Source organism: Rhodococcus sp. ACT016 (assembly GCF_050477185.1).
Lineage (GTDB): Bacteria > Actinomycetota > Actinomycetes > Mycobacteriales > Mycobacteriaceae > Prescottella.
On sequence record NZ_JBEAET010000002.1, the window covers coordinates 370,543 to 393,213 of the forward strand.

20 protein-coding genes and 1 pseudogene are annotated in these 22,671 nt (G+C 64.8%); 12 read left to right on the forward strand and 9 right to left on the reverse strand.

The window, feature by feature from the left end:
• Positions 1 to 9 precede the first annotated feature (9 nt).
• Together ACQ5DX_RS28520 and ACQ5DX_RS28525 are read right to left on the reverse strand one after the other, a co-directional pair.
• A complete protein-coding gene (locus tag ACQ5DX_RS28520; protein ID WP_430336103.1) occupies positions 10 to 1,218 on the reverse strand; it encodes an acyl-CoA dehydrogenase family protein in 1,209 nt (402 codons plus the stop codon).
• A gap of 2 nt (positions 1,219 to 1,220) precedes the next feature.
• Positions 1,221 to 2,315 (reverse strand): acyl-CoA dehydrogenase family protein, encoded by a 1,095-nt coding sequence (locus ACQ5DX_RS28525; RefSeq protein ID WP_430336104.1) that lies wholly within the window; start codon positions 2,313 to 2,315, stop codon positions 1,221 to 1,223.
• Positions 2,316 to 2,696: 381 nt separating this feature from the next.
• Between ACQ5DX_RS28525 and ACQ5DX_RS28530 the strand changes: the two genes are divergently transcribed.
• From ACQ5DX_RS28530 to ACQ5DX_RS28570, 9 genes are all read left to right on the forward strand, one after another.
• Positions 2,697 to 3,815 (forward strand): NAD(P)H-dependent flavin oxidoreductase, encoded by a 1,119-nt coding sequence (locus ACQ5DX_RS28530; RefSeq protein WP_430336105.1) that lies wholly within the window; start codon positions 2,697 to 2,699, stop codon positions 3,813 to 3,815.
• A gap of 57 nt (positions 3,816 to 3,872) precedes the next feature.
• The gene (locus ACQ5DX_RS28535; protein ID WP_430336106.1) at positions 3,873 to 4,688 is read left to right on the forward strand and encodes an enoyl-CoA hydratase-related protein; all 816 of its coding nucleotides are present in this window, start codon (positions 3,873 to 3,875) and stop codon (positions 4,686 to 4,688) included.
• A gap of 128 nt (positions 4,689 to 4,816) precedes the next feature.
• Positions 4,817 to 6,010 (forward strand): thiolase family protein, encoded by a 1,194-nt coding sequence (locus ACQ5DX_RS28540; protein WP_430336107.1) that lies wholly within the window; start codon positions 4,817 to 4,819, stop codon positions 6,008 to 6,010.
• 28 nt (positions 6,011 to 6,038) lie between these two features.
• Positions 6,039 to 6,800, forward strand: a complete 762-nt coding sequence (locus ACQ5DX_RS28545; protein ID WP_430336108.1) for a 3-hydroxyacyl-CoA dehydrogenase — start codon at positions 6,039 to 6,041, stop codon at positions 6,798 to 6,800.
• A gap of 44 nt (positions 6,801 to 6,844) precedes the next feature.
• Positions 6,845 to 7,504, forward strand: coding sequence for an FAS1-like dehydratase domain-containing protein (locus tag ACQ5DX_RS28550; RefSeq protein WP_430336109.1), 660 nt, complete (start codon positions 6,845 to 6,847; stop codon positions 7,502 to 7,504).
• 85 nt (positions 7,505 to 7,589) lie between these two features.
• Entirely contained in the window at positions 7,590 to 7,946 is a 357-nt protein-coding gene (locus ACQ5DX_RS28555) for an acyl dehydratase (protein WP_430336110.1), read from the forward strand.
• A complete protein-coding gene (locus ACQ5DX_RS28560; protein ID WP_430336111.1) occupies positions 7,943 to 9,112 on the forward strand; it encodes a thiolase family protein in 1,170 nt (389 codons plus the stop codon). The genes ACQ5DX_RS28555 and ACQ5DX_RS28560 overlap by 4 nt, the downstream gene beginning before the upstream one ends.
• Before the next feature lie 12 nt (positions 9,113 to 9,124).
• Positions 9,125 to 9,529: a Zn-ribbon domain-containing OB-fold protein gene (locus tag ACQ5DX_RS28565; RefSeq protein WP_430336112.1), complete on the forward strand. Its 405-nt coding sequence runs from the start codon at positions 9,125 to 9,127 to the stop codon at positions 9,527 to 9,529.
• A gap of 47 nt (positions 9,530 to 9,576) precedes the next feature.
• Positions 9,577 to 10,749 carry a CaiB/BaiF CoA transferase family protein gene (locus tag ACQ5DX_RS28570; protein WP_430336336.1) on the forward strand — a complete coding sequence of 391 codons (1,173 nt, stop codon included), beginning with the start codon at positions 9,577 to 9,579 and terminating at the stop codon, positions 10,747 to 10,749.
• 307 nt (positions 10,750 to 11,056) lie between these two features.
• Here ACQ5DX_RS28570 and ACQ5DX_RS28575 read toward each other — a convergent pair whose 3' ends face one another.
• Positions 11,057 to 11,719 (reverse strand): TetR/AcrR family transcriptional regulator, encoded by a 663-nt coding sequence (locus tag ACQ5DX_RS28575; RefSeq protein WP_430336113.1) that lies wholly within the window; start codon positions 11,717 to 11,719, stop codon positions 11,057 to 11,059.
• Between the two features lie 289 nt (positions 11,720 to 12,008).
• Here ACQ5DX_RS28575 and ACQ5DX_RS28580 point away from each other — a divergent pair.
• Both ACQ5DX_RS28580 and ACQ5DX_RS28585 read left to right on the forward strand, forming a co-directional pair.
• A pseudogene (locus ACQ5DX_RS28580) lies at positions 12,009 to 13,272 on the forward strand (acyclic terpene utilization AtuA family protein); the annotation flags it as partial.
• A 105-nt stretch (positions 13,273 to 13,377) separates the two neighbouring features.
• Positions 13,378 to 13,776 (forward strand): AtuA-related protein, encoded by a 399-nt coding sequence (locus ACQ5DX_RS28585; protein WP_430336337.1) that lies wholly within the window; start codon positions 13,378 to 13,380, stop codon positions 13,774 to 13,776.
• Positions 13,777 to 14,396: 620 nt separating this feature from the next.
• Here ACQ5DX_RS28585 and ACQ5DX_RS28590 read toward each other — a convergent pair.
• The 5 genes from ACQ5DX_RS28590 to ACQ5DX_RS28610 all read right to left on the reverse strand — a co-directional run bounded on the left by ACQ5DX_RS28590 (position 14,397) and on the right by ACQ5DX_RS28610 (position 19,559).
• Positions 14,397 to 15,854 (reverse strand): amidohydrolase family protein, encoded by a 1,458-nt coding sequence (locus tag ACQ5DX_RS28590; protein WP_430336114.1) that lies wholly within the window; start codon positions 15,852 to 15,854, stop codon positions 14,397 to 14,399.
• On the reverse strand, positions 15,851 to 17,065 hold the full coding sequence (locus ACQ5DX_RS28595) for an NAD(P)/FAD-dependent oxidoreductase (RefSeq protein ID WP_430336115.1): 1,215 nt from the start codon (positions 17,063 to 17,065) through the stop codon (positions 15,851 to 15,853). The genes ACQ5DX_RS28590 and ACQ5DX_RS28595 overlap by 4 nt, the downstream gene beginning before the upstream one ends.
• On the reverse strand, positions 17,032 to 17,229 hold the full coding sequence (locus ACQ5DX_RS28600; RefSeq protein ID WP_430336116.1) for a ferredoxin: 198 nt from the start codon (positions 17,227 to 17,229) through the stop codon (positions 17,032 to 17,034). Before ACQ5DX_RS28600 ends, ACQ5DX_RS28595 begins: the two co-directional genes overlap by 34 nt.
• 53 nt (positions 17,230 to 17,282) lie before the next feature.
• Positions 17,283 to 18,359 (reverse strand): cytochrome P450, encoded by a 1,077-nt coding sequence (locus ACQ5DX_RS28605; protein WP_430336117.1) that lies wholly within the window; start codon positions 18,357 to 18,359, stop codon positions 17,283 to 17,285.
• Positions 18,360 to 18,626: 267 nt separating this feature from the next.
• Positions 18,627 to 19,559 (reverse strand): LysR substrate-binding domain-containing protein, encoded by a 933-nt coding sequence (locus ACQ5DX_RS28610; protein WP_430336118.1) that lies wholly within the window; start codon positions 19,557 to 19,559, stop codon positions 18,627 to 18,629.
• A 200-nt stretch (positions 19,560 to 19,759) separates the two neighbouring features.
• Between ACQ5DX_RS28610 and ACQ5DX_RS28615 the strand changes: the two genes are divergently transcribed.
• Positions 19,760 to 21,202 (forward strand): amidohydrolase family protein, encoded by a 1,443-nt coding sequence (locus tag ACQ5DX_RS28615; RefSeq protein ID WP_430336119.1) that lies wholly within the window; start codon positions 19,760 to 19,762, stop codon positions 21,200 to 21,202.
• Positions 21,203 to 21,377: 175 nt separating this feature from the next.
• Here the strand turns inward: ACQ5DX_RS28615 and ACQ5DX_RS28620 are convergent, their stop codons facing one another.
• Positions 21,378 to 22,571, reverse strand: coding sequence for a TetR/AcrR family transcriptional regulator (locus ACQ5DX_RS28620; RefSeq protein WP_430336120.1), 1,194 nt, complete (start codon positions 22,569 to 22,571; stop codon positions 21,378 to 21,380).
• Positions 22,572 to 22,671 lie beyond the last annotated feature (100 nt).

Genomic DNA, 22,671 nt, shown 5'->3' on the forward strand with positions numbered 1-22,671 from the left:
CGTCGTGTTTCAGCCATGCCTGACCTCACGGAACGGCACGTCGCGGTCGACCTCTGGCTCCTTGGGCAGGCCGAGAATCCGCTCGCCGATGATGTTGCGCTGGATCTGATCGGTGCCACCCCCGATCGAGTAGTAGAACGCGTTCAGCGCGAGGAAGTTGATGTCGTCGGATTCCGGGTTTTCGTCCCCGGCGAGCAAGGCGCGGGCGCCGACAATTTGCGAGCGGACGCTTGCCTCCGCGTGGAGCAGGTTGGCAACCGCGAGCTTCCCGAGGGACATGACGGATGAGGAGCCACCGCGCTCGGCTTCTAACTTCGCCCGGGTGTTGTTGAGCAAGTGCAACTCTCGGAGAGCGACAACCTTCGCGAGGGAGTCCCGGATCACGGGGTCCTCGAGACGGCCGTGGCCTCGGGCAAGTTCGATGAGGTTGTCGGCGAGGCTGTTGTGCCGGGAGGTGCGGGCGTTGTTGCCCATGCCCGCACGCTCGAACGCCAGAGCAGTTTGAAGGACGCCCCAGCCGCCACCCTCCGCGCCCAGCAGGTACTCGGCGGGCACCTGCACGTCAGTGAGGAAGACCTCGTTGAAATGCGACTCACCGGTGATCTGGACCAAAGGTCGCACCTCGACACCAGGCTGGTTCATCGGAACCACGAAGTAGCTCAGGCCGCGGTGTTTCGTCGCGCCCCAGTCGGTGCGGGCAAGTAGCAGACCGTAGTCGGCGGTGTGCGCACCCGAGGTCCATACCTTCTGTCCATTGACCTTCCAGCGGTCGCTGTCCAGGACCGCTGTGGTTCTCACCGCGGCGAGATCGGAACCGGCTCCCGGTTCGCTGTAGAGCAGGCAGAAGCGAACTCGGCCGGTGAGGGCATCGCGTAGCAGGTCCGCCTTCAGTCGGTCGGTGCCGTGCTGCACGATCGTGTTCGCGGGTATGTCGTAGCGATCAAGGGCGGCGCCGGGCGCCCCGACTGCCGCGAACTCCTGCGCGATCACCGCCGAGGACTCGGCGGGTCGGCTCAGCCCGAACAGTTCGGCGGGCCACGTCGGCACCGCATAGCCCGCCTCGAGAACCTTGTCGAACCAGTCGATCCGTTCCGGGCTGTTTGCCGCCCAGCGACTCTCGGGTTCGGGCAGGCGCCTCCAATGCCGCGCGAGCCAGGCCTGAACCTCGCCCCGCAGCTGTCGGTCAGGCTGTGCCTGGTCCGATGCTGGTTGCTTCACGCTCAGGCGCCTTTCGCTTCGAGGTAGCGTTCGCGGTGGGTGCGCGACGCCCCGAACAGGTGGGCACCCGATCGAGCGCGACGCAGATACAGATGCACTGGGCACTCCCAGGTGAATCCGATGCCCCCGTGCATCTGTACGGCATTCATCGCGGTGGTCTCGTACGCCTCCGCGCACACGAAGCCGGCCAGCGCGACGGCGCCGGCGACGTCACTATTTCCGCTCTCCGATAGAGCGGCGGCGTGCCGGGCGGCCGAGGTGGCGGACTCCACCTCGAGAAGGCTGTCTGCCGCGAGGTGCTTGACGGACTGGAAGCTGCCGATGGCCCGCCCGAACTGAATCCGGGTCTTGAGATGCTGGATAGTTTGCTCGAGAACACGCCGCGATCCTCCAGCCTGTTCACCCGCCAATGCGATCACGGTCAGGTCCAGGGCACGCTGGACCGCGTCCCAACCCGCGGCGCCAAGCCGACGTGCTGGAACCCTGTCGAAGGTGAAGGTAGAGAGTCGGACCGTCGCGTCGAACACTGACTCGGCTGATCGACCGAATCCCGCACTGTCCCTATCGACTTCGAAAATCCCGAAACCATTCGGCGTCCGCGCCACCACGACGATGACGTCTGCCGCCTGACCGAACAGAACATGGCAGGCTCGGCCGGACAGTGTGCCGTCGGCTTCAGCTGTGACATCGACCCCGTCCGAGGTCCATGTTCCTCGATTCCCGGTAATCGCCACGGCCGCGATGGAGGTGCCGTCTGCGATACCCGGCAGTAGTCGCATCAGATCAACCACTTCACCGGACTCTTGGAGCAAGGACGCTGCAAGTACCGCGCTGGACAGAAATGGGGAAGGGGTCAAGGCGGCGCCAAGCTCTTCGGCGACCGCCTCGAGCGCAATCGGTCCCAATCCCACGCCACCGAACTCGGGGTCGATGATCATCCCTGTGATCCCAAGTTCGGCCATCTGGCACCACAGGCTCTGATCGAAGCCTCCTTCGGTGCTTGCGGCTGAGCGGACGTGCTGTTCGGTGCATTCCTTGCGGAGGAGATCGCGAACGGCGGCACGGAGTTCCGCGACGTGCGAGTCGCATGTCGTCATGGTTGAACCACCTTTCGGGCGGTCGACGGCAGGAGAGCAGCCTGCGGACGCGCAATTTGCGCCACCGACCCTGTGCCTGGTCTGTCCGGCCGTCCCGCAGAGCCGGACCGCCGGGGCACCGGGATGTGATCCACACCATGCCATATGGTTTACCGACTGGTCAATAAGATTGTGAAATCCGCCCCGAGGGGGCTCTATTACTGCACTGCAGCGCTCGACGACGGAGCTATCGAGACACAAAGCTTTACTGGTTGGTTAGATTGAAGTAGTCTTGAGGTGGCGCGTAACGCGCATGCGGCCGAGATCATTGCACTTCGCGCGCGTGGCGCCTTGCCGTCATCACGGCCCCGCCGCAACGCGTAACTCGTTGGAGGAGAAGGCATGGCAACTGACATCTGCTCGATGTTCGATATCGAAATCCCCCTGTTCGCATTCAGTCACTGCCGCGACGTCGTGGCAGCAGTGACCAACGCTGGAGGTTTCGGAGTCCTGGGCGCCTCGTCCCACACCCCTGGGGAGCTCGAGCACGAACTGGCCTGGATTGACCAGCAGGTCAAGGGGAGGTCGTACGGCGTTGACATTCTCTGCCCCGCCAAGTACGAAGGCAAGGGCGCCACGCTTGACGAGCTCAATGCTCGAATCCCTGAGAAACACAAGAACTTTGTTGAGAATCTACTGCGCCGGCACGACATCGATGCGCCGCGCGCGGAACTGTTCGGCATCGATCGGGTCGCCGACGAAGAGACCGGCCGTCGGCTACTCGACGTGTCATTCCGGCATCCGATCAAACTCATCGCCAACGCACTCGGTGTGCCGCCGCAGTTCATGATCGATCGAGCGCGGGCTGAGGGTGTACCGGTAGCAGCGCTAGTTGGTAGCCGAGAGCACGCGGTCAAGCAGGTCAAGGCTGGAGTGGACCTCCTGGTCGCGCAAGGCACGGAGGCCGGCGGTCACTGCGGGGAGGTAACCACGATGGTACTGGTGCCGGAGGTCGTCGAGGCGATCAAGCCCATCCGGGACGTACCCGTTCTGGCCGCGGGCGGCATCATGAACGGCAGGCAGATGGCGGCGTCCATCGCGTTGGGGGCAGCCGGCGCCTGGACCGGCTCCATCTGGCTCGCCACCGAGGAATCCGAGACCGCGATGCACATCAAGCAGAAGCTGATTGCCGCGACATCGCGCGATACTGTGCGATCCCCCGGACGAACCGGCAAACCCTCACGGCAGTTGCGCTCGGCATGGACCGAGGCCTGGGCCGATAGCGACAGCCCCGGCGCACTCCCGATGCCGCTGCAGTCCGGCATCGCACGCAAGACACTGGCCCGCGTCGACGCCCTCGCCGACTCTGGACACCCAGGGGCGCAAACCTTGGCCACATACTGGGTCGGACAGGGAGTGGGACTGATCGACAAGATCCGGCCGGCCCGCGCCGTAGTCTCGAGCTTCGCCGAGGACTACATCGCCGCTGGCGACGATATCGCCGCCGTCCTGGATCGCTGATCGAACACCGCACTCATCGGGGCGTGGAAGCCCACAACTTCAGGAGGAACAGTGAGAATGTCAGCACCCACCAGTGTCCCGATCGGCGGCCGCGGGGAGGTCGTCGCGGATCGCCACGGCCACGTGCTGCTGGTGACCATCAATCGCCCAGAGGCCCGCAACGCGATCAGCGCGCAGGTTGCCCTCGGCATCGGGGAGTCGCTTGAATACGCCGACGCCACTCGCGACATCCGGGCCGTGATCGTCACTGGCGCCGGTGACCAGGCGTTCTGTGCCGGACAGGACCTCAAGGAGGCTGCTCGCGGGGTTCGCCTGACGGACCCGCGTGCGGACCGCTGGGGTTTCGCGGGGTTCGTCAAACATGCGATCTCGAAGCCGATCATCGCCGCCGTCAACGGTTCTGCTCTCGGTGGTGGGACCGAAATCGTCCTGGCAAGCGATCTGGCGGTGGCGGCAGACACCGCCACTCTCGGGCTGCCGGAGGTCAAGCGCGGAATCATTGCCGCGGCCGGTGGCGCATTCCGGCTCAGCCGCCAGATTCCATCGAAGATCGCCCTCGAGACGATGCTGACAGGGCTGCCGATTTCCGCCGAGCGGGCTCTACAGCTCGGCCTCGTCAATCGTGTGGTCGAGGCGGACCAGGTGCTCGACGAGGCGTTCGCGCTCGCAGAGTTGGTCGCGGCGAACGCGCCTCTCGCGGTGCAGAGTTCCAAACTTATCGCACACGGAATCGCGGATGGCCGGATCCCCGCGGAGGAGGACGATTGGCTTCGCACGGCCGAGCAGATGCAGGCCATCCGGGCAAGTTCTGATGCACATGAGGGAGTGCGGGCCTTCGTCGAGAAGCGGGCTGCACATTGGCAGGGCATGTAGTAGGCATGCACTCAGATCAACCGCACATCAGCGACTTTCACCGGCTGCACCGATTTTCGGCCACGTAAGTGACGAAGCTCGAACCGTGAGCGCCCGTAAGCCGTCGCATTCCAATCAGAAAGACCATCATGACTCAAGCTGTGATCGTTGACGCGGTCCGCCTCGCATCCGGTAAGGGCAAGCAGGGCGGCGCCCTTGCTGGCACACATCCGGTCGAGATGCTCGCGGCGGTTCTCCGCGCGCTCGTCGAACGCAACGACATCGATCCCGCGATGATCGACGACGTCATCGGCGGCTGCGTCCAGCAGGTCGGCGAACAGGCGCTCAACATCTCCCGCACCGCGCTCCTGTCCGCCGGATTCCCCGAGTCCGTGCCGGCGACCACAATCGACCGGCAGTGCGGATCGAGTCAGCAGGCCGCGCACTTCGCAGCGCAAGGCGTTATCGCCGGCGCCTACGACATCGTCATCGCCTGCGGTGTCGAGTCCATGAGCCGAATTCCCATGGGCACCTCCCCCATAGGCCAGGACACCGCCGGCCCTCACATCGCAACCCGCTACCCCGACGGCCTCGTCCACCAGGGGGTCTCCGCCGAGCTGATCGCCGCGAAGTGGAAAGTTGATCGCGCCGCCCTCGACGCATATGCGTCGCAGTCGCACCAACGGGCGGCCGCCGCGGCAGACTCGGGATTCTTCGACGCCGAGATTGTCCCCATCGCCGTGAGAAGTCTCGATGGGATCGTTCATCCGCATGACCTGGATGAGACGATACGTGCCGCAACAACTCCCGATGGTTTGTCCGGTCTGGATCCCTCATTTCGCAGCGACGCGCTTGCCGAGCGTTTCCCCGAAGCCCAGTGGCACATCACCCCCGGCAACTCCTCCCCGTTCACCGACGGCGCCTCCGCGGTGCTCATCATGAGCGAGGCGATGGCCGCCAAGCTGGAGCTGACCCCGCGTGCCCGGTTCCAGTCATTCGCGGTGGCCGGCGACGATCCGATGTTCATGCTCACCGCTCCGATCCCCGCCACCCACAAGGTACTTGCCAGAGCCGGCCTGTCCATCGACGACATCGACGCCTACGAGGTCAACGAGGCCTTCGCCCCCATCCCACTGATGTGGGCACACGAATTCGCCGCCGACCCCGCCAAGCTCAACCCCCGCGGCGGCGCGATCGCCCTCGGCCACGCCCTCGGCTCGTCCGGCACCCGACTGCTCACCACGCTCGTCAACCACCTCGAAGCCACCGGCGGACGCTACGGTCTGCAGACCATGTGCGAAGGTGCCGGCATGGCGAATGCGACCATCATCGAACGGCTTTGAAACACAAGCACATCCAAAGGAACACCACATGAACGTCAACGATAGCGTCGCACTCGTCACCGGCGGCGCGTCCGGTCTCGGCCTCGCCACCGTCAAGGCTCTCCACGAGCAGGGTGCCAGCGTCGTCATCCTCGACCTGCCCTCCTCGAACGGTGAGGCCGTCGCTAAGGAACTCGGCGACCGCGTCCGCTTCGCCGCCGGCGACGTCACCGACGAGGCCTCGGTCACCGCAGCCCTCGACCTGGCCGAGTCCCTCGGCCCGCTGCGCGTCACCGTCAACTGCGCCGGCATTGCCAACGGGATCAAGACCGTCGGCAAGCAGGGCGCGTTCCCACTCGCCGAGTTCAGCCGTGTCGTCAACATCAACCTCGTCGGCACGTTCAACGTCATTCGTCTTGCGGCCGAGCGCATGTCGAAGACCGAGCCGATCGAGGGTGAGCGTGGCGTCATCATCAACACCGCCTCCGTCGCCGCGTTCGACGGCCAGATCGGCCAGGCCGCCTACTCCGCGTCCAAGGGCGGCGTCGTCGGCATGACCCTCCCGATCGCCCGCGACCTCGCGTCACTGCTGATTCGCGTCGTCACGATCGCGCCGGGCCTGTTCAAGACCCCCCTGCTGGCCGGGCTGCCCGAGGCCGCCCAGGCCTCCCTCGGTCAGCAGGTCCCCCACCCGTCGCGTCTCGGCGACCCCGCCGAGTATGGCGCGCTCGCCGCGCACATCGTCTCCAACCCGATGCTCAACGGCGAGGTCATCCGCCTCGACGGCGCCATCCGCATGGCTCCCCGCTAACCACAACCAACCAGACGCACAGTCACTGAGCGACGAGGAGTCCGGTGACACCACAACCCGAACCGAACGCCACACCACTGACCGATCTTGCGCTGGCATCGACCGAGTCCTGGGAGAAGCAATGGGACCCGGTCATCCGAGCGGTGGGCAGTCAGATATCGACCCTCCCCGGCGAATGGGGCGCCGAGAAGGTCGAGGCGACGGGTATCCGCCGCTGGTGCGAACCGCTGGAGTTCTCGTGCGCTCTTCACTACGACCCCTCCGTGGCCTCGGCCCACGGGTACGCCGACGTCACCGCCCCCTACACCGCCATCACGTCCTTCTCCCTGCCGCCAACCTGGTCCCCGGGTATCGATCCGGTGTTCACGACAGCGGGGCGCGATGCACAGCCGACGCGAAGCCCTGTCGCGGCGCTGCCGCTTCCCGGAGCACCCGCAACGACTGGGTTCTTTGCCACCGAGGTCGAGAGCACGTACCTACGGCCCCTGGTGGTCGGGGACCAGGTAAAACGATCCGGGATGCGTCTGATTTCCTGCGTACCCAAGCACACCCGGGTCGGACGCGGCGCATTCGTGACCCTCGAAACAGAGATTGTCGACCAGAACGACACGACCGTGGCCATCACTCGCGTGACCCTCTTCTATCACCACCCGAACGCCGAATCAGGCCCAACCGAGGAGAAGACCGATGCCAGCGCACTATGAACCCGCGCAGCGCCACTGGGATGACCTAGCCATCGGCGAACATATTGCGGCAGAAGAATTCCCACTGTCCCTCTACCGCTTGTGCATGGCGGCGAGCGCGACCCGAGACTTCAACTCGATCCACCACAACCCGGACTTCGCACGTGCCGCCGGCGCCCCAACGGCCTACGCGAACAACACCTTCCTCCAGGGAATGTGGGAGAAGACCGCACGCAGTTTCATCGGACCAGCGGGCACCATCCGCGCCCTCCGAAAGTTCACAATGCGCTCTTTCAACACCGTCGACGACGTGGTCACCGTCCGTGGAGAAGTGCTCGACAAGTGGCATGACACCGATGCCGGGGTAGCCCTGATCCGGATGTGGTCCGAGAACGGGCGCGGTGTCTCCGTCGGCCCCGGGGAACTCGAGGTCACCTTGCCACTGCGAGGCGGTGCACGATGAACCGTCCCGGCGCAGCCATCGTCGGCCTGGGAATGACCGCGATGGGCAAGGTATTCGACCAGACTGCCTCCGAACTCGCTGTCGCCGCCGTTCGCGGCGCCGCGCAGGATGCCGGACTACGGCTCGACCAGATCGACGGGCTACTGACCAATCACGGCGTATCAGCCGGCATCGGACTCGGGCTACAGCGCGACCTCGGTCTCCGAGACCTACGCCTGCTCGCGGAGATTCAGTCGTTCGGCTCCTCCGCCGGGGTGATGGTTGCACAGGCCGCGATGGCCATCGCCAGCGGCACCGCCACCACCGTCGCCTGTGTGTTCGCAGATACCCCACTCCAACTCGGAGCGAGCACAGGTGCCGCCTATGCCGATCCCACGCGACGAATGCGCCCGGGTTTCGCGGGAATGCCGGTCGCGGGTGGCCTGATCGGACCGAATGTCGGCTACGCCCTGGCTGCCCGACGCCACATGGATCGCTTCGGCACCACCAGCGAACAGTTCGGGGCGGTCGCGACGAGCACCCGCGAGTGGGCCGTGCTCAACCCGCTGGCACAGATGCGTCAACCGATGACCCTGTCCGATCATCAAAACTCCCGGTGGGTGGTCGAACCGTTACGGCTGCTCGACTGCTGCCTAGTTTCGAATGGTTCCATCGCAGTCATCGTCACCAGCGCCGAGCGGGCCGCGACCCTGGACTGCACACCCGTCTACGTCCATGGATGGGGCCAAGGGCATCCCGGCTACGTCTCTGCAGCAGACAGCGACTTCGGACTCGTCACCGGTGCGAAACAGTCCGGCCGCCAAGCCATGAGGATGGCAGGCGTGACCATCGACCAGATCGACATCCGTGAGCTGTACGACTGCTACACCTACACCACCCTGGTGACGCTGGAGGACTACGGATTCTGCGACAAGGGCGAGGGCGGCGCGCTAGCCGAGTCCGGCGCCTTGGGCCCGAACGGCAACCTACCCACCAATACCGGGGGTGGCCAGTTGTCGAGTTACTACATGTGGGGCATGACGCCGCTGTCCGAGGCGGTCATTCAGGCGCGCGGAGCAGGCGGTGACCGTCAAGTCAGCAAGCACGATCTCGTCCTGGTGAGCGGCAACGGCGGCATACTCGACCACCACTCCACACTGATTCTCAGCCCCCATGCCCGCAACTGAGGAGGCCGGTCCATGCAAATCACACAGACGTCAGTTCTTCGGCTCGAGCGTGACCACGCGTCGGCCCAGTTCTTCGACGCCACGGCGAGAGAAGTCCTCCTCCTCAAGAGGTGCTCCGACTGTAGACGTTGGAGCGCCCCAGAGGTTGTCAACTGCCCTCAATGCGGGTCAGCCTCCTTGCAATGGCGGGAGTCGGAGGGTGTGGGTGTTGTCGCCTCCTGGGCGGTTATCCGACCGAAGCCCGGAACCGGCACGCCGCTTCCGGTGTGCATCGTCGAACTCTCCGAAGGCCCCTGGCTGCGGGGGCAACTTCGCATCGAGGACCTCGCGTCCATACACACCGGCATGAAGGTGCGCACCCAGTTCGACGCCGCCGACGACGGCGAGTCGATACCGGTCTTCGTACCTCTGACGTGATCAAGCAAGCCCGAACCGTATCGGGCGCAAGCGAAAGGACAGCCATAATGTCCGAGAATCCACGCGGAGGACGCGCTCGCCGTCCGCTGGACGGCTACCGTGTCCTCGACTTCTCCCGGAATGTCGCTGGACCTCTCGCTGGCCAGATCCTTGCCGATCTGGGGGCCGAGGTCATCAAAGTCGAACCACCTCGAGGCGAGGCGGCCCGTCACATCGTCGACACCACCAGTTCCGAGGGCCTGGCTCCCTACTTCCTTCCCTACAACCGCGGCAAGCGCTCGCTGGTTGCCGATCTCCACACACCCGAGGGTGTCGAACAGATCCTCTCGCTCGTCCAGACGACCGACGTCTTCCTCGACGGATTCCGCCCCGGCACCATGGAGAAGTGGGGCCTGGGACGAGAAGCGATCCGAGCGATTAACCCTAAGTGCGTCTACGCGTCCCTCAGCGCGTACGGCGGCAACGGAGACAATGGGCAGCGACCCGGAGTCGATCTCCTCGTCCAGGCCGAGTCCGGTGTACTCACTGGGCTCCGCACCGATGCCGGTGTCCCTCTTCGAATTCCGTTCACATTCATCGATAGCGCCACTGGACATGTCCTCGCCCAGGCAATCCTGGCCGCGCTATTGCATCGAGCGCGGCACGACGAGGTGACCGACGTTCGTGTCGCGATGTATGACGTCGCCGCCAGCATGCAGGCAAATGAGCTCACCTCGATCGTGAATGCGCCGCCGGCCTCCTCGAAGACTGCGTCCGGCGGAGCCGAGATGACTGTCGCGAAGTCCCCGGGCGGCATCTATCCGGCATCCGACGGCTTCATCGTCTTTGCTGCCTACATCCCTAAGCACTGGCAGCAGTTTGTCCGTACGTTGGGAATCGAGCATCTCGCCGCCGACCCCAGGTTCGCCGATCAGGTCAGCCGTGGTGTCAATGACGCTCACCTGCGCCGTGAGCTCGAGGCCGTCTTCGCGGCCCACTCCGCGTCGGAACTCGTCGAGTTGCTTCGGGCCGCGGGCCTGATGGCAGGGGAAGTCAAGTCGCGGGAACAGGCCACGAACTCTGATCTCTTCGCCGAGAACGAGCTCACCGTCACCGTTACCGATGGGAAACGCGTCGAAACCACTATCCGAACCCCCGCCCGCTACAGCGCCTTCTCGCCGGCAGCTCAGGCGCCAACACCCACGCTCGGTGAGTACCTCCCGAATTCCGGGCCGGTATGAGATGAATGCCCGAATGGTGACCGGGGAACCGTTCGAGCGGCCGCGAGTTCGCCGGGGAACCGCTGAAGCCGCGCCCCGTCGGGGTCGATAGAGCGATACTGTCCGCACCGATTAGGCCCACACGAGGGCTGGGTGCCGCCATGTCACACGGACAGGCCCCATCTGTTCTGGCTGCGGCGGCTTCCTGACCGACAACCCGAATCGGCACCCGGCCGCGGAACTCAAGGGATATCTCGTTGCGCGCCGCCTTCAGGACACGGACTGGCAACTCCCGGAGGACTACCCATCCCTCAAGCCATGGGTGAACCTAACCGAGCAGCAAAGATTCGGGGCGCTCCACCTCGGCAGCTGGCATCGGCAACGGCGGCATAGGCCAATTGCCCATCTCGGGCGCGGTGTATACGCCCGAGATCATGTACACGATGTCGTCGACCAGCTTTGCCGAGCTCACCCCACCATCGGGATGGAACCATCGATGGACCGAGGTCAGCGTCGAGAGCAACAACTGCGCAGCGATGGAAATGTCGCCCGGCCAGTCGAACGTCTCCTCACGTCGGGCCACCGCGAGCAGGTCAGCGAATCTGCTCGTCGTCCTGCGTGCCCACAGCCTGAATTCATCGCGGGCCTCCGGCGCCAGATCGGCCTGCTCGCTCAGCGTCACCCGGTAGGAGTTGCGGTATCGGACCGCGAAATCGACGTGGAGTTGAATCAGCCAGTACAGGCGCACGTTCGCGGGCGCGGCGGCCTCATGAAGCACAAGTTCACACTTCTCCATCTCAGTCGACACCAGTGCCACGATCTGCTCCAGGAGCCACTGCTTGTTCTTGGCGTACTGATAGACGGTTGGCTTCGAGATGCCCGCGGATTCCGCGATATCCGCGATCGTACTGCCCTGGTAGCCCTTGTCGAGGAACACCCGTGCAGCCGCCGCGATGACACGTTCAGTCGTCGTCGCGCGAGCCTGCGCCATCTTCCCTCCTTCGCCGCCCCAACCCTTAGCTGGTTCGAAGCTCCCATCAGCGATCATACTTCTTTACCAACCAGTCAAGAAGCAAACCCATGCGCTCGAACCTCCAGTGCGCCAGCAGCCGGACCGATGCCCCGCGTCAGGCACAGAGCCACGATCGAATCTGCGGGCATACCTTGACTTACCGGTTCGGTAAGCATTGAATCGAGCCTTAGTTGTGACACCCATCTCATCCTGAGGACTACTGCGCACCCGGTCCGGTGCACGGAGTGCAGAAAGGAGCACCGAGCGCATGAAGCGGCCGGTTCGCATCGCAAACTTCTCTGGGTACATCCATGATCGTCCATCGGCGCTGGCGGAAGTGCTCGCCGGCGACCCGGTTGACGTCGTCATCGGCGACTACCTCGCGGAAGCGACGATGGCGACGATGGCAGCCGCCGCGCAACGCGACCCGTCGTCCGGGTATGCACATACGTTCCTCGCAGCGCTGATCCCGCAGCTGCGGACCGTCTCAGAACGCGGTGTAAAGGTCGTGACCAACGCCGGGGGACTGCGCCCGAAGGCACTCGCGACCGCCATTCGCGACGCGGCAGCCGGGGCCGGCGTGGGCCTGAACGTCGCCTACGTCGAAGGCGACGATGTGCTGTCCCGGCTCGACGAGCTGCAGGTGGACCAACATCCCCTCCCCCATCTCGACACTGGCCGACCGTTGTCGACCTGGGGGCACGAGCCGGTCAGCGCGAATGCGTATCTGGGTGGATGGGGTATCGCTTTGGCGCTCACCGAAGGCGCCGACATCGTCGTGTGCGGCCGAGTCACAGACGCGTCGCTCACAGTAGGCCCAGCGGCCTGGTGGCACGGATGGACTAAGACGGATTGGTGTGCCCTCGCCGGCGCTGCGGCGGCCGGGCACGTCATCGAGTGCGGGCCCCAGGCCACCGGAGGAAACTTCTCCGGCTTCGCCACTGTCCAGAACATGACCAAGCCGGGGTTCCCTATCGCCGAAATCAAGCAGACGGGACCTCGCTCATCACAAAGCATTTCGGTGACGACGGCGCCGTCACCGTGGACACGGTGACGGCGCAGATGCTGTACGAGATTCAGGGGCCCGCTATCTGAATCCAGACGTCGCCGTTCCCATCGATACGGTACGACTCGAATTGATCGGGACGGATCGCGTGCGCCTGACCGGGGTACGGGGCACACCCCCTCCTCCGACCACCAAAGTTGCCCTCTTCGCCCCAATCGGCTATCAAGATGTACAGACGGCCTTCGTGACAGCCCCAGACGTCGAGGCGAAGGTGGCGCTCCTGCGTGATCAGGTGGCAGCGACCCTCCCGGACGACATCGACCAGCTCGAAGTCACCCCGCTCGGCGCCGTTTCCCCCGATCCCGCATCACAGTGGGAGGCGACCGTCCCGGTGCGCATCATGGTGACCGCGCGTGACGCGAACACGATCCTCGAGGCGGATCTTGCTGGCGTACTGAACAGCCTCTTCCTCAGTAGTATCCCGGGCTACTACCGGGACGTGTTCGCGTTGTCGCCCACCGTCGCGGTGCCACGGGTCGAGTATTGGCCAGCGGTCCTGGCCGCGGACGTTTTGAATCATCGCGTCGGCCTCCACGACGGTCGCACGCTGGACATTGCACCTCCCTCGGTCGTGGACGCCGAGGACCAACCGTGGCACCCTGAACCGGAACCGCTAGGTTCAATCTCTGGCGGCACACGCACCGTTGAACTCGGCACAGTCGCATACGCCCGTAGCGGCGACAAAGGCGGCAACTGCAACGTCGGACTCTGGGCGATCAACGCAAGATCATGGCCGTGGCTACGGCAGGCGATGTCGACACAAGAACTGATGCGCATGGCACCCGAGCTGAAGGAACTCGATGTGGTGCGGCACGAGTTCCCGAATCTACATGCGGTGCATTTCGTCCTACGCGGACTCCTCGGTAAGGGCGGATCGAGCAATCTACGCGTCGACCACATCGGCAAAGCAATCGGTGAGTACTTGCGAGCCAAACACGTTCAAGTCCCAGTAGATCTGCTCATCGAGTGAACCCTCCGGGCGAATGCCGTCGTGGAGCGACGTCGACGGTGACCGGATCCGCGACCCTCGCCTGTTAGCACCACCTCAGTGTGCAGTCCCGTATCAGCGCATTGGTATGAGTATTCGTCGCTGGTGGGCGTCGGCGGCTACCGGGCAGATCATGCAAGATCTGATCATGAGTGCTTACTACCAGGAGGCGTCACGACCCTCGCCGCGCATGCGTCGAACGTCAGACCTCGGTTGACATCGCCACGCCCACCGCGGATAGGCAGGCTGCGCCCGACACCGCGGCGGAATCCAACCAGGACAAGGCGGCGGCGCGCTGAACCTATACATGCGTCGCGTCCACCGGTTGCGAAGAATCGACGCCGCGCTGACATACGAGTCCGAATTGGGTGAACCAGACCCACGAACAGTCGAAGCAGGAAAGCTCAGAATCAGCGCTACTACAACGATCGCGCTCGCATTGAGCGGCGCCGTGGGGCCCTACCCCATCCGATAGATCGTCGACTCCATAAGCTGATTGCGAACCAGATTCATCCCCCGCCCCACGTTCTACCACCCCGCTGACGGACCCGGCCCGCCCGACACCTACTGCGATGTCGAACGGGCCGGTGTCGAGCTCTCGATCAGGATTGGCGCGCCAAGTCCTTGTATGCCTGGGCGTAGTTCACGCTGGCGCCGCGCTCGGCCTGCCCGACGAACTCGGCCAGCTCGGCCGGGGTGAACACGTGCAACTCCGCGGCGGCCTTCTCGATATTGTCGAGTGCGGCGTTCGCCTTCGCACGGAGCGCGACGAGGTCGTGTCCGACGAGCTGACCGTTCTCCTTTCGGATCTCACCGTTCACCATGACCGTGTCGACGTCCGCGGCAGCGGATTGCAGCACGACGGTGGCCGCCGGGAAGCTCGAGCGGACCACGTTCCATCGTGGCTTGACGACGATGACGTCGGCCTTCTTCCCAGGCGTCAGCGAACCGATCTTCGACTCGAGTCCCATGATCTTGGCACCGTTGGTGGTGGCCCAGGTCAGCGCGTCCCGTACCGTCAGGTCGATCTGCAACGGCGGGCGGCCCTCGGCGTGGATCGGCAAGCAGTCCAGGGCTCGCTGGTGCTGCAACGCCAGGCGCATCTGACCGAACAGATCACCCGAACCACAGATGATGCTGTCGGTGCCGACGCCCGGGGCGATACCGTGTCTCATCGCGGGTCGGATCGGGAGCAGGCCCATACCCATCTGCAGCTCGGTCTCGGGCGAGGTTACGACGTGAGCACCACTGTCGCCCAATAGTTTCCACTCGTTCTCGTCGAGACCGTTGCAGTGAACATGCAGGTGACCGGGTAGCAGCAGACCGTGATCGTCGAGCTCGCGCAGCCCTCGCAGCAGGCTGGATCCGGCGGCAGCACCGGTGTGCGACGCACCATGGATGCCGAGTTCGCGCGACTGGCGCACCTCAGCCGCGGTGTCGTCGAACGGGATGGTGCCGAAGTCGCTGTACAGCATTCCCATCTGGTACATGTCGTCGTCTGACGAGAAGTACTCCGAGCGCAGTCGGGCGGCGTCGCGCAGGCGCTCATCGTGCGAGGTGAAGGCCGGCGGCTCGAAGTCGTAGCGCTGCATGCCGTATGCGTAGACCGAACGTAGGCCGGCGGCTCGCAGACCCTCGACGTTGGCGTTGGCGTGATCCGGGCTGTTGACACAGTCGGAACAGTCGAAGATGGACGTCACGCCGGCATCGAGCGCTTCGAGCGCACCGACGAGGGTTGCGACACCCATGTCCTCGGCCTGCATGATCGAACCGACGCCGTAGAAGGTGTTCGCGATGAACTCGAGCAGAGCCTGGTCACCCGAGATCCCCCGCAGCAACGCCAGCCAGGTGTGCCGGTGGCTGTCAATCATGCCGGGCAGGACGATCGCGTCGGTCGCGTCGATCCGCTTCGCGTCGACACCGTCGAACGCATCGGCCGAAGGGGCCACCCGCACGATCTTGTCGTCCTCGATCAGGACCGCGCCGTCCTGGATATCGCCCAGGCTGGGGTCCATCGTGATGATCGTTCCGCCGGATATGACGGTTCGGTGAGCACTCATGACATTGCCTCGATTCGACTCGGAGTGGGCTGTTCAGCGTTGTTCGAGATGCCGACCAATCTGCGCAGTTTCGCGATCGGCATCCGATGGTTGACGGTGGCTGCCGCCACCGATGTGTCACCGTCCCACCACTGGAGAACAAGATCACGTTCGGATCGGTCGCCTTCGACCACAACGGGATCGCGGTCCAGTGGAATGTGGCCGCAGACCTTGATCGACAGCCCGAACAGCTCGGTCCAGAAGTACGGCCGCTCGCAGTACGGCTGCGCATTGTGCGGATCGAGCAGGGTGGCCGCAGCAGCGGTTGCCTGCTCCAGCGCATTGGTCCACAGGGGTGTTCGAATCGTGCGACCGCCGACCCGGCGCACAACGACGTCACCGGCCGCCACCACGCCCGGGGCCGCGAGCATACGTTCGTCGACGACCAGTCCGCCATCGATCTCCAGGCCCGACCCCTCGAGCCACTCGACGTTGGGGCACTCGCCGGCTGCGGTGATCACGATGTCGGCCTCGACTCGGAGTTCACCCGCAACGATGGCCGATCTGCCGTTGCCGGCATCGACAACCTCGGCGAACCCGGACGAGCGTTCCATACGCACGCCCGACTGAGCCGCGCACTCCTGGATCAGATCCGCAAGATAGCTGCCGACCTGGCGCTCCATTGGGGGCAGAGGGTCGACGACCGTCACCGCGCGGCCGAGCCCGGCACAGACGGACGCCACCTCCATACCCAACGGTCCCGCGCCGACCACCGCGACGGTGGACGCACCCGTCAGCGCTTCCTGAAGCGAGAGCGCGTCGTCCATCGATCGCAGCAGGAACTCCCGCACATCCGGTGACCCGGCGAGCGAGCGTGCGCGAGATCCGGTCGCGATGATCAGACCGTCGAAGTCGACGGTCTCGCCCGTGGAGATGTGGAGCTTGCGCGCACCCAGATCGAGTGCTGTCGCACGGAGGCCGACGCGGACGTCGATATCGTTCCCGATGTGGAGGTCCGCCGATTCGGGAATGTTCCGACCCTCGAGGATGTCCTTCGACAGCGGCGGCCTCGTGTAGGGAGCCCGCCCCTCCTCAGTATAGATGGTCACTCGTCCTTCGAAGCCTTTGGACCGCAGAGCATTGGCAGCGGCGACTGCAGCGAGGGAGCCGCCAACGATGGCTACGCTCCCCAGACCGTTCACGGCAGGAGCTTCAGCGCTGCGACCGGACACACCCCTACCGCGGCGGCGGCTTCGGCCTCGTGCTCGACAGGCACATCCCTCCCGTCGTAGGTGTACGCCAGGTTGCCCTCGTCGTCGAGCGAGAACAGGCTGCCAGCTCGTTCCTCGCACATGCCGTGGCCCTCACAACGGCCCCAGTCCACGGATACCTGCATGATCGTCTCCTCGAAAAGAAATATGTCGGTGCTTGCCGGTGCGCGTTTCAGAATCAGTTCGTACGGATACGCGTCGGAATCGAATCGAACGCGCGCATGAGGTTGTTGACCGTGCGAACCTCGCCGCTCACCTCGAATCGAGTTACCCTCTCCGCCAATACCTTCAGTGCCGCCTGCACCTCCAGCCGAGCCAAACCCTGACCAGCACACCCGTGCGAGCCGTAGCCGAAGCCGACGTGGTCGGCCGGATTGCGGGTGACGTCGAAGACATCCGGGCGGTCCCACTTGCGCTCGTCACGGTTCGCGGACGCGAACATCACGAGCACCTGGCAGCCCTCGGGGATCGGAACGCCGGCGATCTCGGTGTCGCGAGCGACGCGGCGGCCGAACTGACGGACGGGCGTCTCGAAGCGGACGACTTCATTGAACGCCTGACCGATCAGGGCGGGATCCTCCCGGACCAGATCCCACTGCTCGGGGAACTGCGAGAACAGCCAGATCGCCGTGCTAACTCCGGTGACCGTGGTGTCGAGCGACGGCACCAGATAGTCGATCATCAGCGAGATCGCCTGCTCGCGGTCCACCTGCCCCTCGTCCATCGCGTCGAGAACACAGTGCGCCAGTCCGCCGGGCTGTGCCGAGCGATCGTCGACGAGCTTGGTTGCGTACGCCGCCATGTGACCGGCGACCTCCATCGACTTCTGCGCACGGTCATTCAGGGGCCCGTGGCAGTTGAAGTTCGCTGCCGCCCAGCCGATCAGATGGTCACGGCCGTCGGACGGGATCCCGATGAAGTCGGGCACGATCGCCATGACGAGGTTGCGTGCGAGTTCGTTGACGGAGTCGAACGAGTCCCTGGTGAGCACCTCGTCGATCACCGACTCGACGGTCTCCTCGATCTGGCCGCGCATCGGCCGCAGCGCCTTGGGAGTGAGCTTGTGTCCGACCAGCCCCCTCAGGAAGGCGTGCCGCTCTCCGTCGCTGGCGAAGGTCGACCCACCGATCAGACCGTTGTAGTGGTCGTTGAGCGAGACGCCTCCACCAGTGCGGAATGTCCCGTCGTCGGCCAGGGTCGATTTCACCTCGTCGTATCGAGGCAGCGCGTAGACGCCCTGGCTCTCCAGCCACACGACCGGGCCGAGATCACGTAACGCGCGGTAGTGCGGGTACGGATCGAGGATCGCCTCCTCGGAGTAGAGGTCGACGGAGTATGTCGGAGCCCCGACGGGCGCGATGGTAGCGATGATGCCGCTCCCTTCCTATCGCAAACCCGTCGGTACGACGGGCGCTGATCTGAACGAGAACCATCCTCTATCGTGACTGCCATCACAGTCCAATGCGGATATCCGCCTCCGCTATGCCGATCTCGTCATGGATCGACATCGGGGGGCTCGCTGTCAGGACCCGCTCGGAACCATCTCTGCCGCGATTCGCTGCAGGTTGTCGACGAGCGCCTCGGCCGACGGACTCAGCCTGCGTCCGGCCGAGAGCGTCACCCCGACACTGTGACCGATGGGGTCGAGCGACATCGGCAACGGGCTCAGGCGCCGATCGCCGCGAGCAATGAGACCGGGCAGAACCGCGATCATGTCGGTCTCCACGAGAAGCTGGCGAACAGTCAGATACGACGTCGCCTCGACACGACTCTCGGGCAGACGCATCCCATTGCGCGCGAAGAACTCCTCCAGCTCGCGCCGCAAGGTCGTCTCGACCCCAGGCAGGATCCACGGGTACGCCGCGAGGTCGGCGAGGGTCACCTCCGACTGCGATGCGAGTGGATGGTCGACACGCGTCACGAGTTCAACGGATTCTTGGTACAGGCTTCTGCGGATCGCATGCTCGTCGGTGGGGGCCGTCAACCGGCCCACCACCATGTCGACCCGACCCGCCTCGAGCTCGACCAGCAGAACCTCGGGGGTGCCTTCCCGAACGATCACGGTCAGCATCGGCTTGTCGGTCTTCAACGCGGCAATCGCCCGGGGCAGCAGAACATTCGACCCCGCGAGATGCGTACCGACGACGACCGTCCCCCGATCGGCATCGGCGAGTTCCACGACGTGGCGACCGGCCTGAGTGAGCTGGGCGATCACCGACCGCGCATGAGTCGTGAACGCCTCACCGAAGATCGTCGGCGTGATACCGCGAGGCCCCCGCTCGTACAGCACGACCCCAAGGATCGCCTCGAGTTCATGAAGGCTCCGAGTCGCCACCGGCTGGGTCACGTGCATTGCGGCCGCGGCCCCGACGACACTTCTTTGTCGAGTGAGCGCGTCCACCAGGAGCAGGTGCTTGAGCTTCAATCGACCGTCGAGCAGGTGCGGGATGTCCATGGCGGCAGCCTATCGACTCCCTGAGCACCCTTTCCCGGAAAGGGGTTGTGTCCGAGCAATATCTAGCTACACATACTGATCGAGGACCCCTCCATGCCCAGCCAGGCATACCGGTACCCTGAATAGGTATTTGATGTGGCCGGCCTCACTCCGCAGTATCGGGGCACCAGTAACCCGTCGAATAGAGTTGGAGAGCACCGATGAGCACAAGCAGGTACATTCTCGAGGGCGGCCATGTGATCACCATGGACGCCGATCACGGCGAGTTGCCGAACGGAGCCGTCCTCGTCGAGGACGACCGGATCGTCGCGGTAGCACGGTCCGCGGAGGAGTTCGCGGCGGTGGACGCCGAGCGCATCGACGCCACTGGCGGAGTCGTCCTACCCGGCATGATCGACAGCCATCGCCACACCTGGATGGCGTTGTTGCGCGGCATCTCCGCCGACCAGTCGCTGATGCAGTTCCTCGCCTCCACCTTCTACGGCATCGGATCGATCATCGAACCGGAGGACGCATCGGCCGCATCGACGGTGGGTGCACTCGAGGCGCTCGATGCCGGCGTCACGACGATCCTTGACTGCCACGACTGCGTCAACAGCATCGACCATGCACGTGCAGACATCGAAGCGCTGCGCGCGACCGGCATTCGGTCGGTCTACGCCTACGGTATGCAGCAGTACGACTACCGGCCTCCGGCGTTCCTGTCGCACAACCAGCGCTTGGATGCCGCCGCGACGATCCGCTCGGAGTACTTCTCCTCGGATGGCGACCTTTCACGAATGGGTATGCTGTACAGCGATTTCGGCACGGTCACGTTTGCAGAGACGGCCGCGGAGATCGAGAAGGTCGGCGAGCTCGGAATCCTCGGGGCCTCCCACACAGGCGCCGCGACGAGCTCGATTCTGCTCCGCGGACTACACGAACTCCACCACCGCGGACTCCTCCTCCCCGGCCACCTCCACATCCATTGCCCCGCGCTCGACGATCGCGAGTGGCAGCTCCTCGCCGACACCGGCGCCAAGGTGACCATCGCGCCCGAGACGGAGATGCAGATGGGCATGGGGCATCCGCCGTTCCGCGCGGCACTCGATCACGGATTGGCTCCCGGCATCAGCACGGACATCGTGTGTGTCGGATCCGGAGACCTTTTCTCGCAGATGCGACTTGGATTGCAGTTCCAACGAGCGCTCGACCACACTCGCGTCCACGCGACCGGAACCATGCCGACCACGGTGGGACTCGGCGTGCACGACGCCCTCACGTGGGCAACCCGCAACAGCGCCGCGGCACTGGGACTCGAGGACCGGATCGGCTCGATCACTGTCGGCAAACAGGCCGACCTCATCGTCGTCAAGCCGCGCATGGACCTGGTCCGATCGAGCTACCCGGCGGGTTCGGTGGTGCTCCAGTCGACCGCCGCCGATGTGGAGACTGTCATGGTCGACGGCAAGATCCGCAAGCGCGACGGGCGGCTCGTCGGCCAGGATCTGGACGCGGTGCGGACGCGCGCCAACGTCGCTCTGGACCGAATCGAGAAGGCGGCAGCGACCCTCACCAAGTACACCGACCCGGAGATCTTCGGGTGGTTCACCCAGGCCGAGCGGACCGCCTCGGTCAACTTCGCTCAGGCCTACGTCGATTAGGACGACCGTCGCACGAGGGGATCCAGACCTCCGTCACGCAAACGGCTGGAAACGCCACCACATGCATGGAACGCCCCGTCGCTCTGTCTCGATTGCACCGGCCCCGGGGAACGGTGACTTGACGGCAGGCGACGGAGGCGGGGCAGTTTGCGTGGGCGCTTCCGATTCACCTCGTTCAACACGCCTCGACAGGTAGATCCAGCACAGCAAGTGCCATGGCACTGACTTCGTCCGCCAGAAACGGGCGAGACCGTAGATGTGGGATTCGCGAGAGACTGTTGATCACTGCGAGTGCTGCGTGCACGAGAATCCGCGTCTCGGGTTCGCCGAGGTCGTGACGCTCGCGGCGCAGCAACGCGGTCCACTCGGTTATGTACTCGACCTGTGTGCGCCGGTAGCTGTGGCGGCGATCCTCTGGCAGGTTGATCACCTCGGAGATGAGGATCCCGACCAGGTCGGGGTTTCCCATCGCGAACGCCGTGTAGTTCTTGACGAGTCGGCGCACCGCATCCTCTGGACCGGTGGCAGCGGCCAGTGCCGGCTGGAGCCCCAGCCACAGCGCTCCCGTACCTCGGTCCAGCGCCGTGGCCAGGAGGTCGATCTTGCTGTCGAAATGGTTGTAGACGCTCGGTCCCGCAATACCGACGGCATCACCGATGTCGGTGAGTGCCACTGCAGGGTAGCCTCTTTCGGAGAACAGGCGGATTGCGGCCGCAAGCAATGTTTCGCGTCGCGAGATCGGGGTCAGTCCTGCCGGCGGCCCTGACACCGCCATGGCGTCGACGGCCGGATCCGGAAGCGGAGCGGTGAGAACCGCGCGCACCGATCTCCGCATCAACTCCTCGAACCGAGCGCGGTCGACATCCACTTGGTGATGCGACGGACTCGCGACCACCGACATCATGGCCCACGCACGCAGATTCGCATCCGAGGCCGACTCGCCACTCCCCGCATCGACCGCCTCGGCAAGCCCAGAGGCCAACTCCCGCAACCGGCGTCGGGTAGCCAGCCTCGCTTCTTCGGGAAGATGGCCAGACTCCCGTTCCCACAGCAACCCGAAGGCTCGGCAGTCCAGACTCGTCGAAGCCATACTCTCGACGAACGCGTCCCGATCCGCAGGCGCAGCAAGCATCTGCCCCGCCCGATCGAGGAACTCGTTCATCGCCGTCACCAGCAGAGCCTGCTTGTTCCGGAAGTGTCGGTACAGCGCGCTGGGCCCGATATCGACCGCCGCCGCGATGTCCGCCATACCGACACTGTGATATCCACGCAGCCAGAACTGCTCGACAGCGGCCGCCAGGATCAACTCCTTGCGGTTCCGCGGTCGCTGTGTACGTATCGCGGATGCCCGCCCCGTCGAGACCACCATGTCGTCCTCCTGCATACGGACCCGGATCCCGCCCGCCGACTATTCCACAAGGCATGCCGCCAGGGCCGACCACAGATCCGGACACACCCACATGTGAATA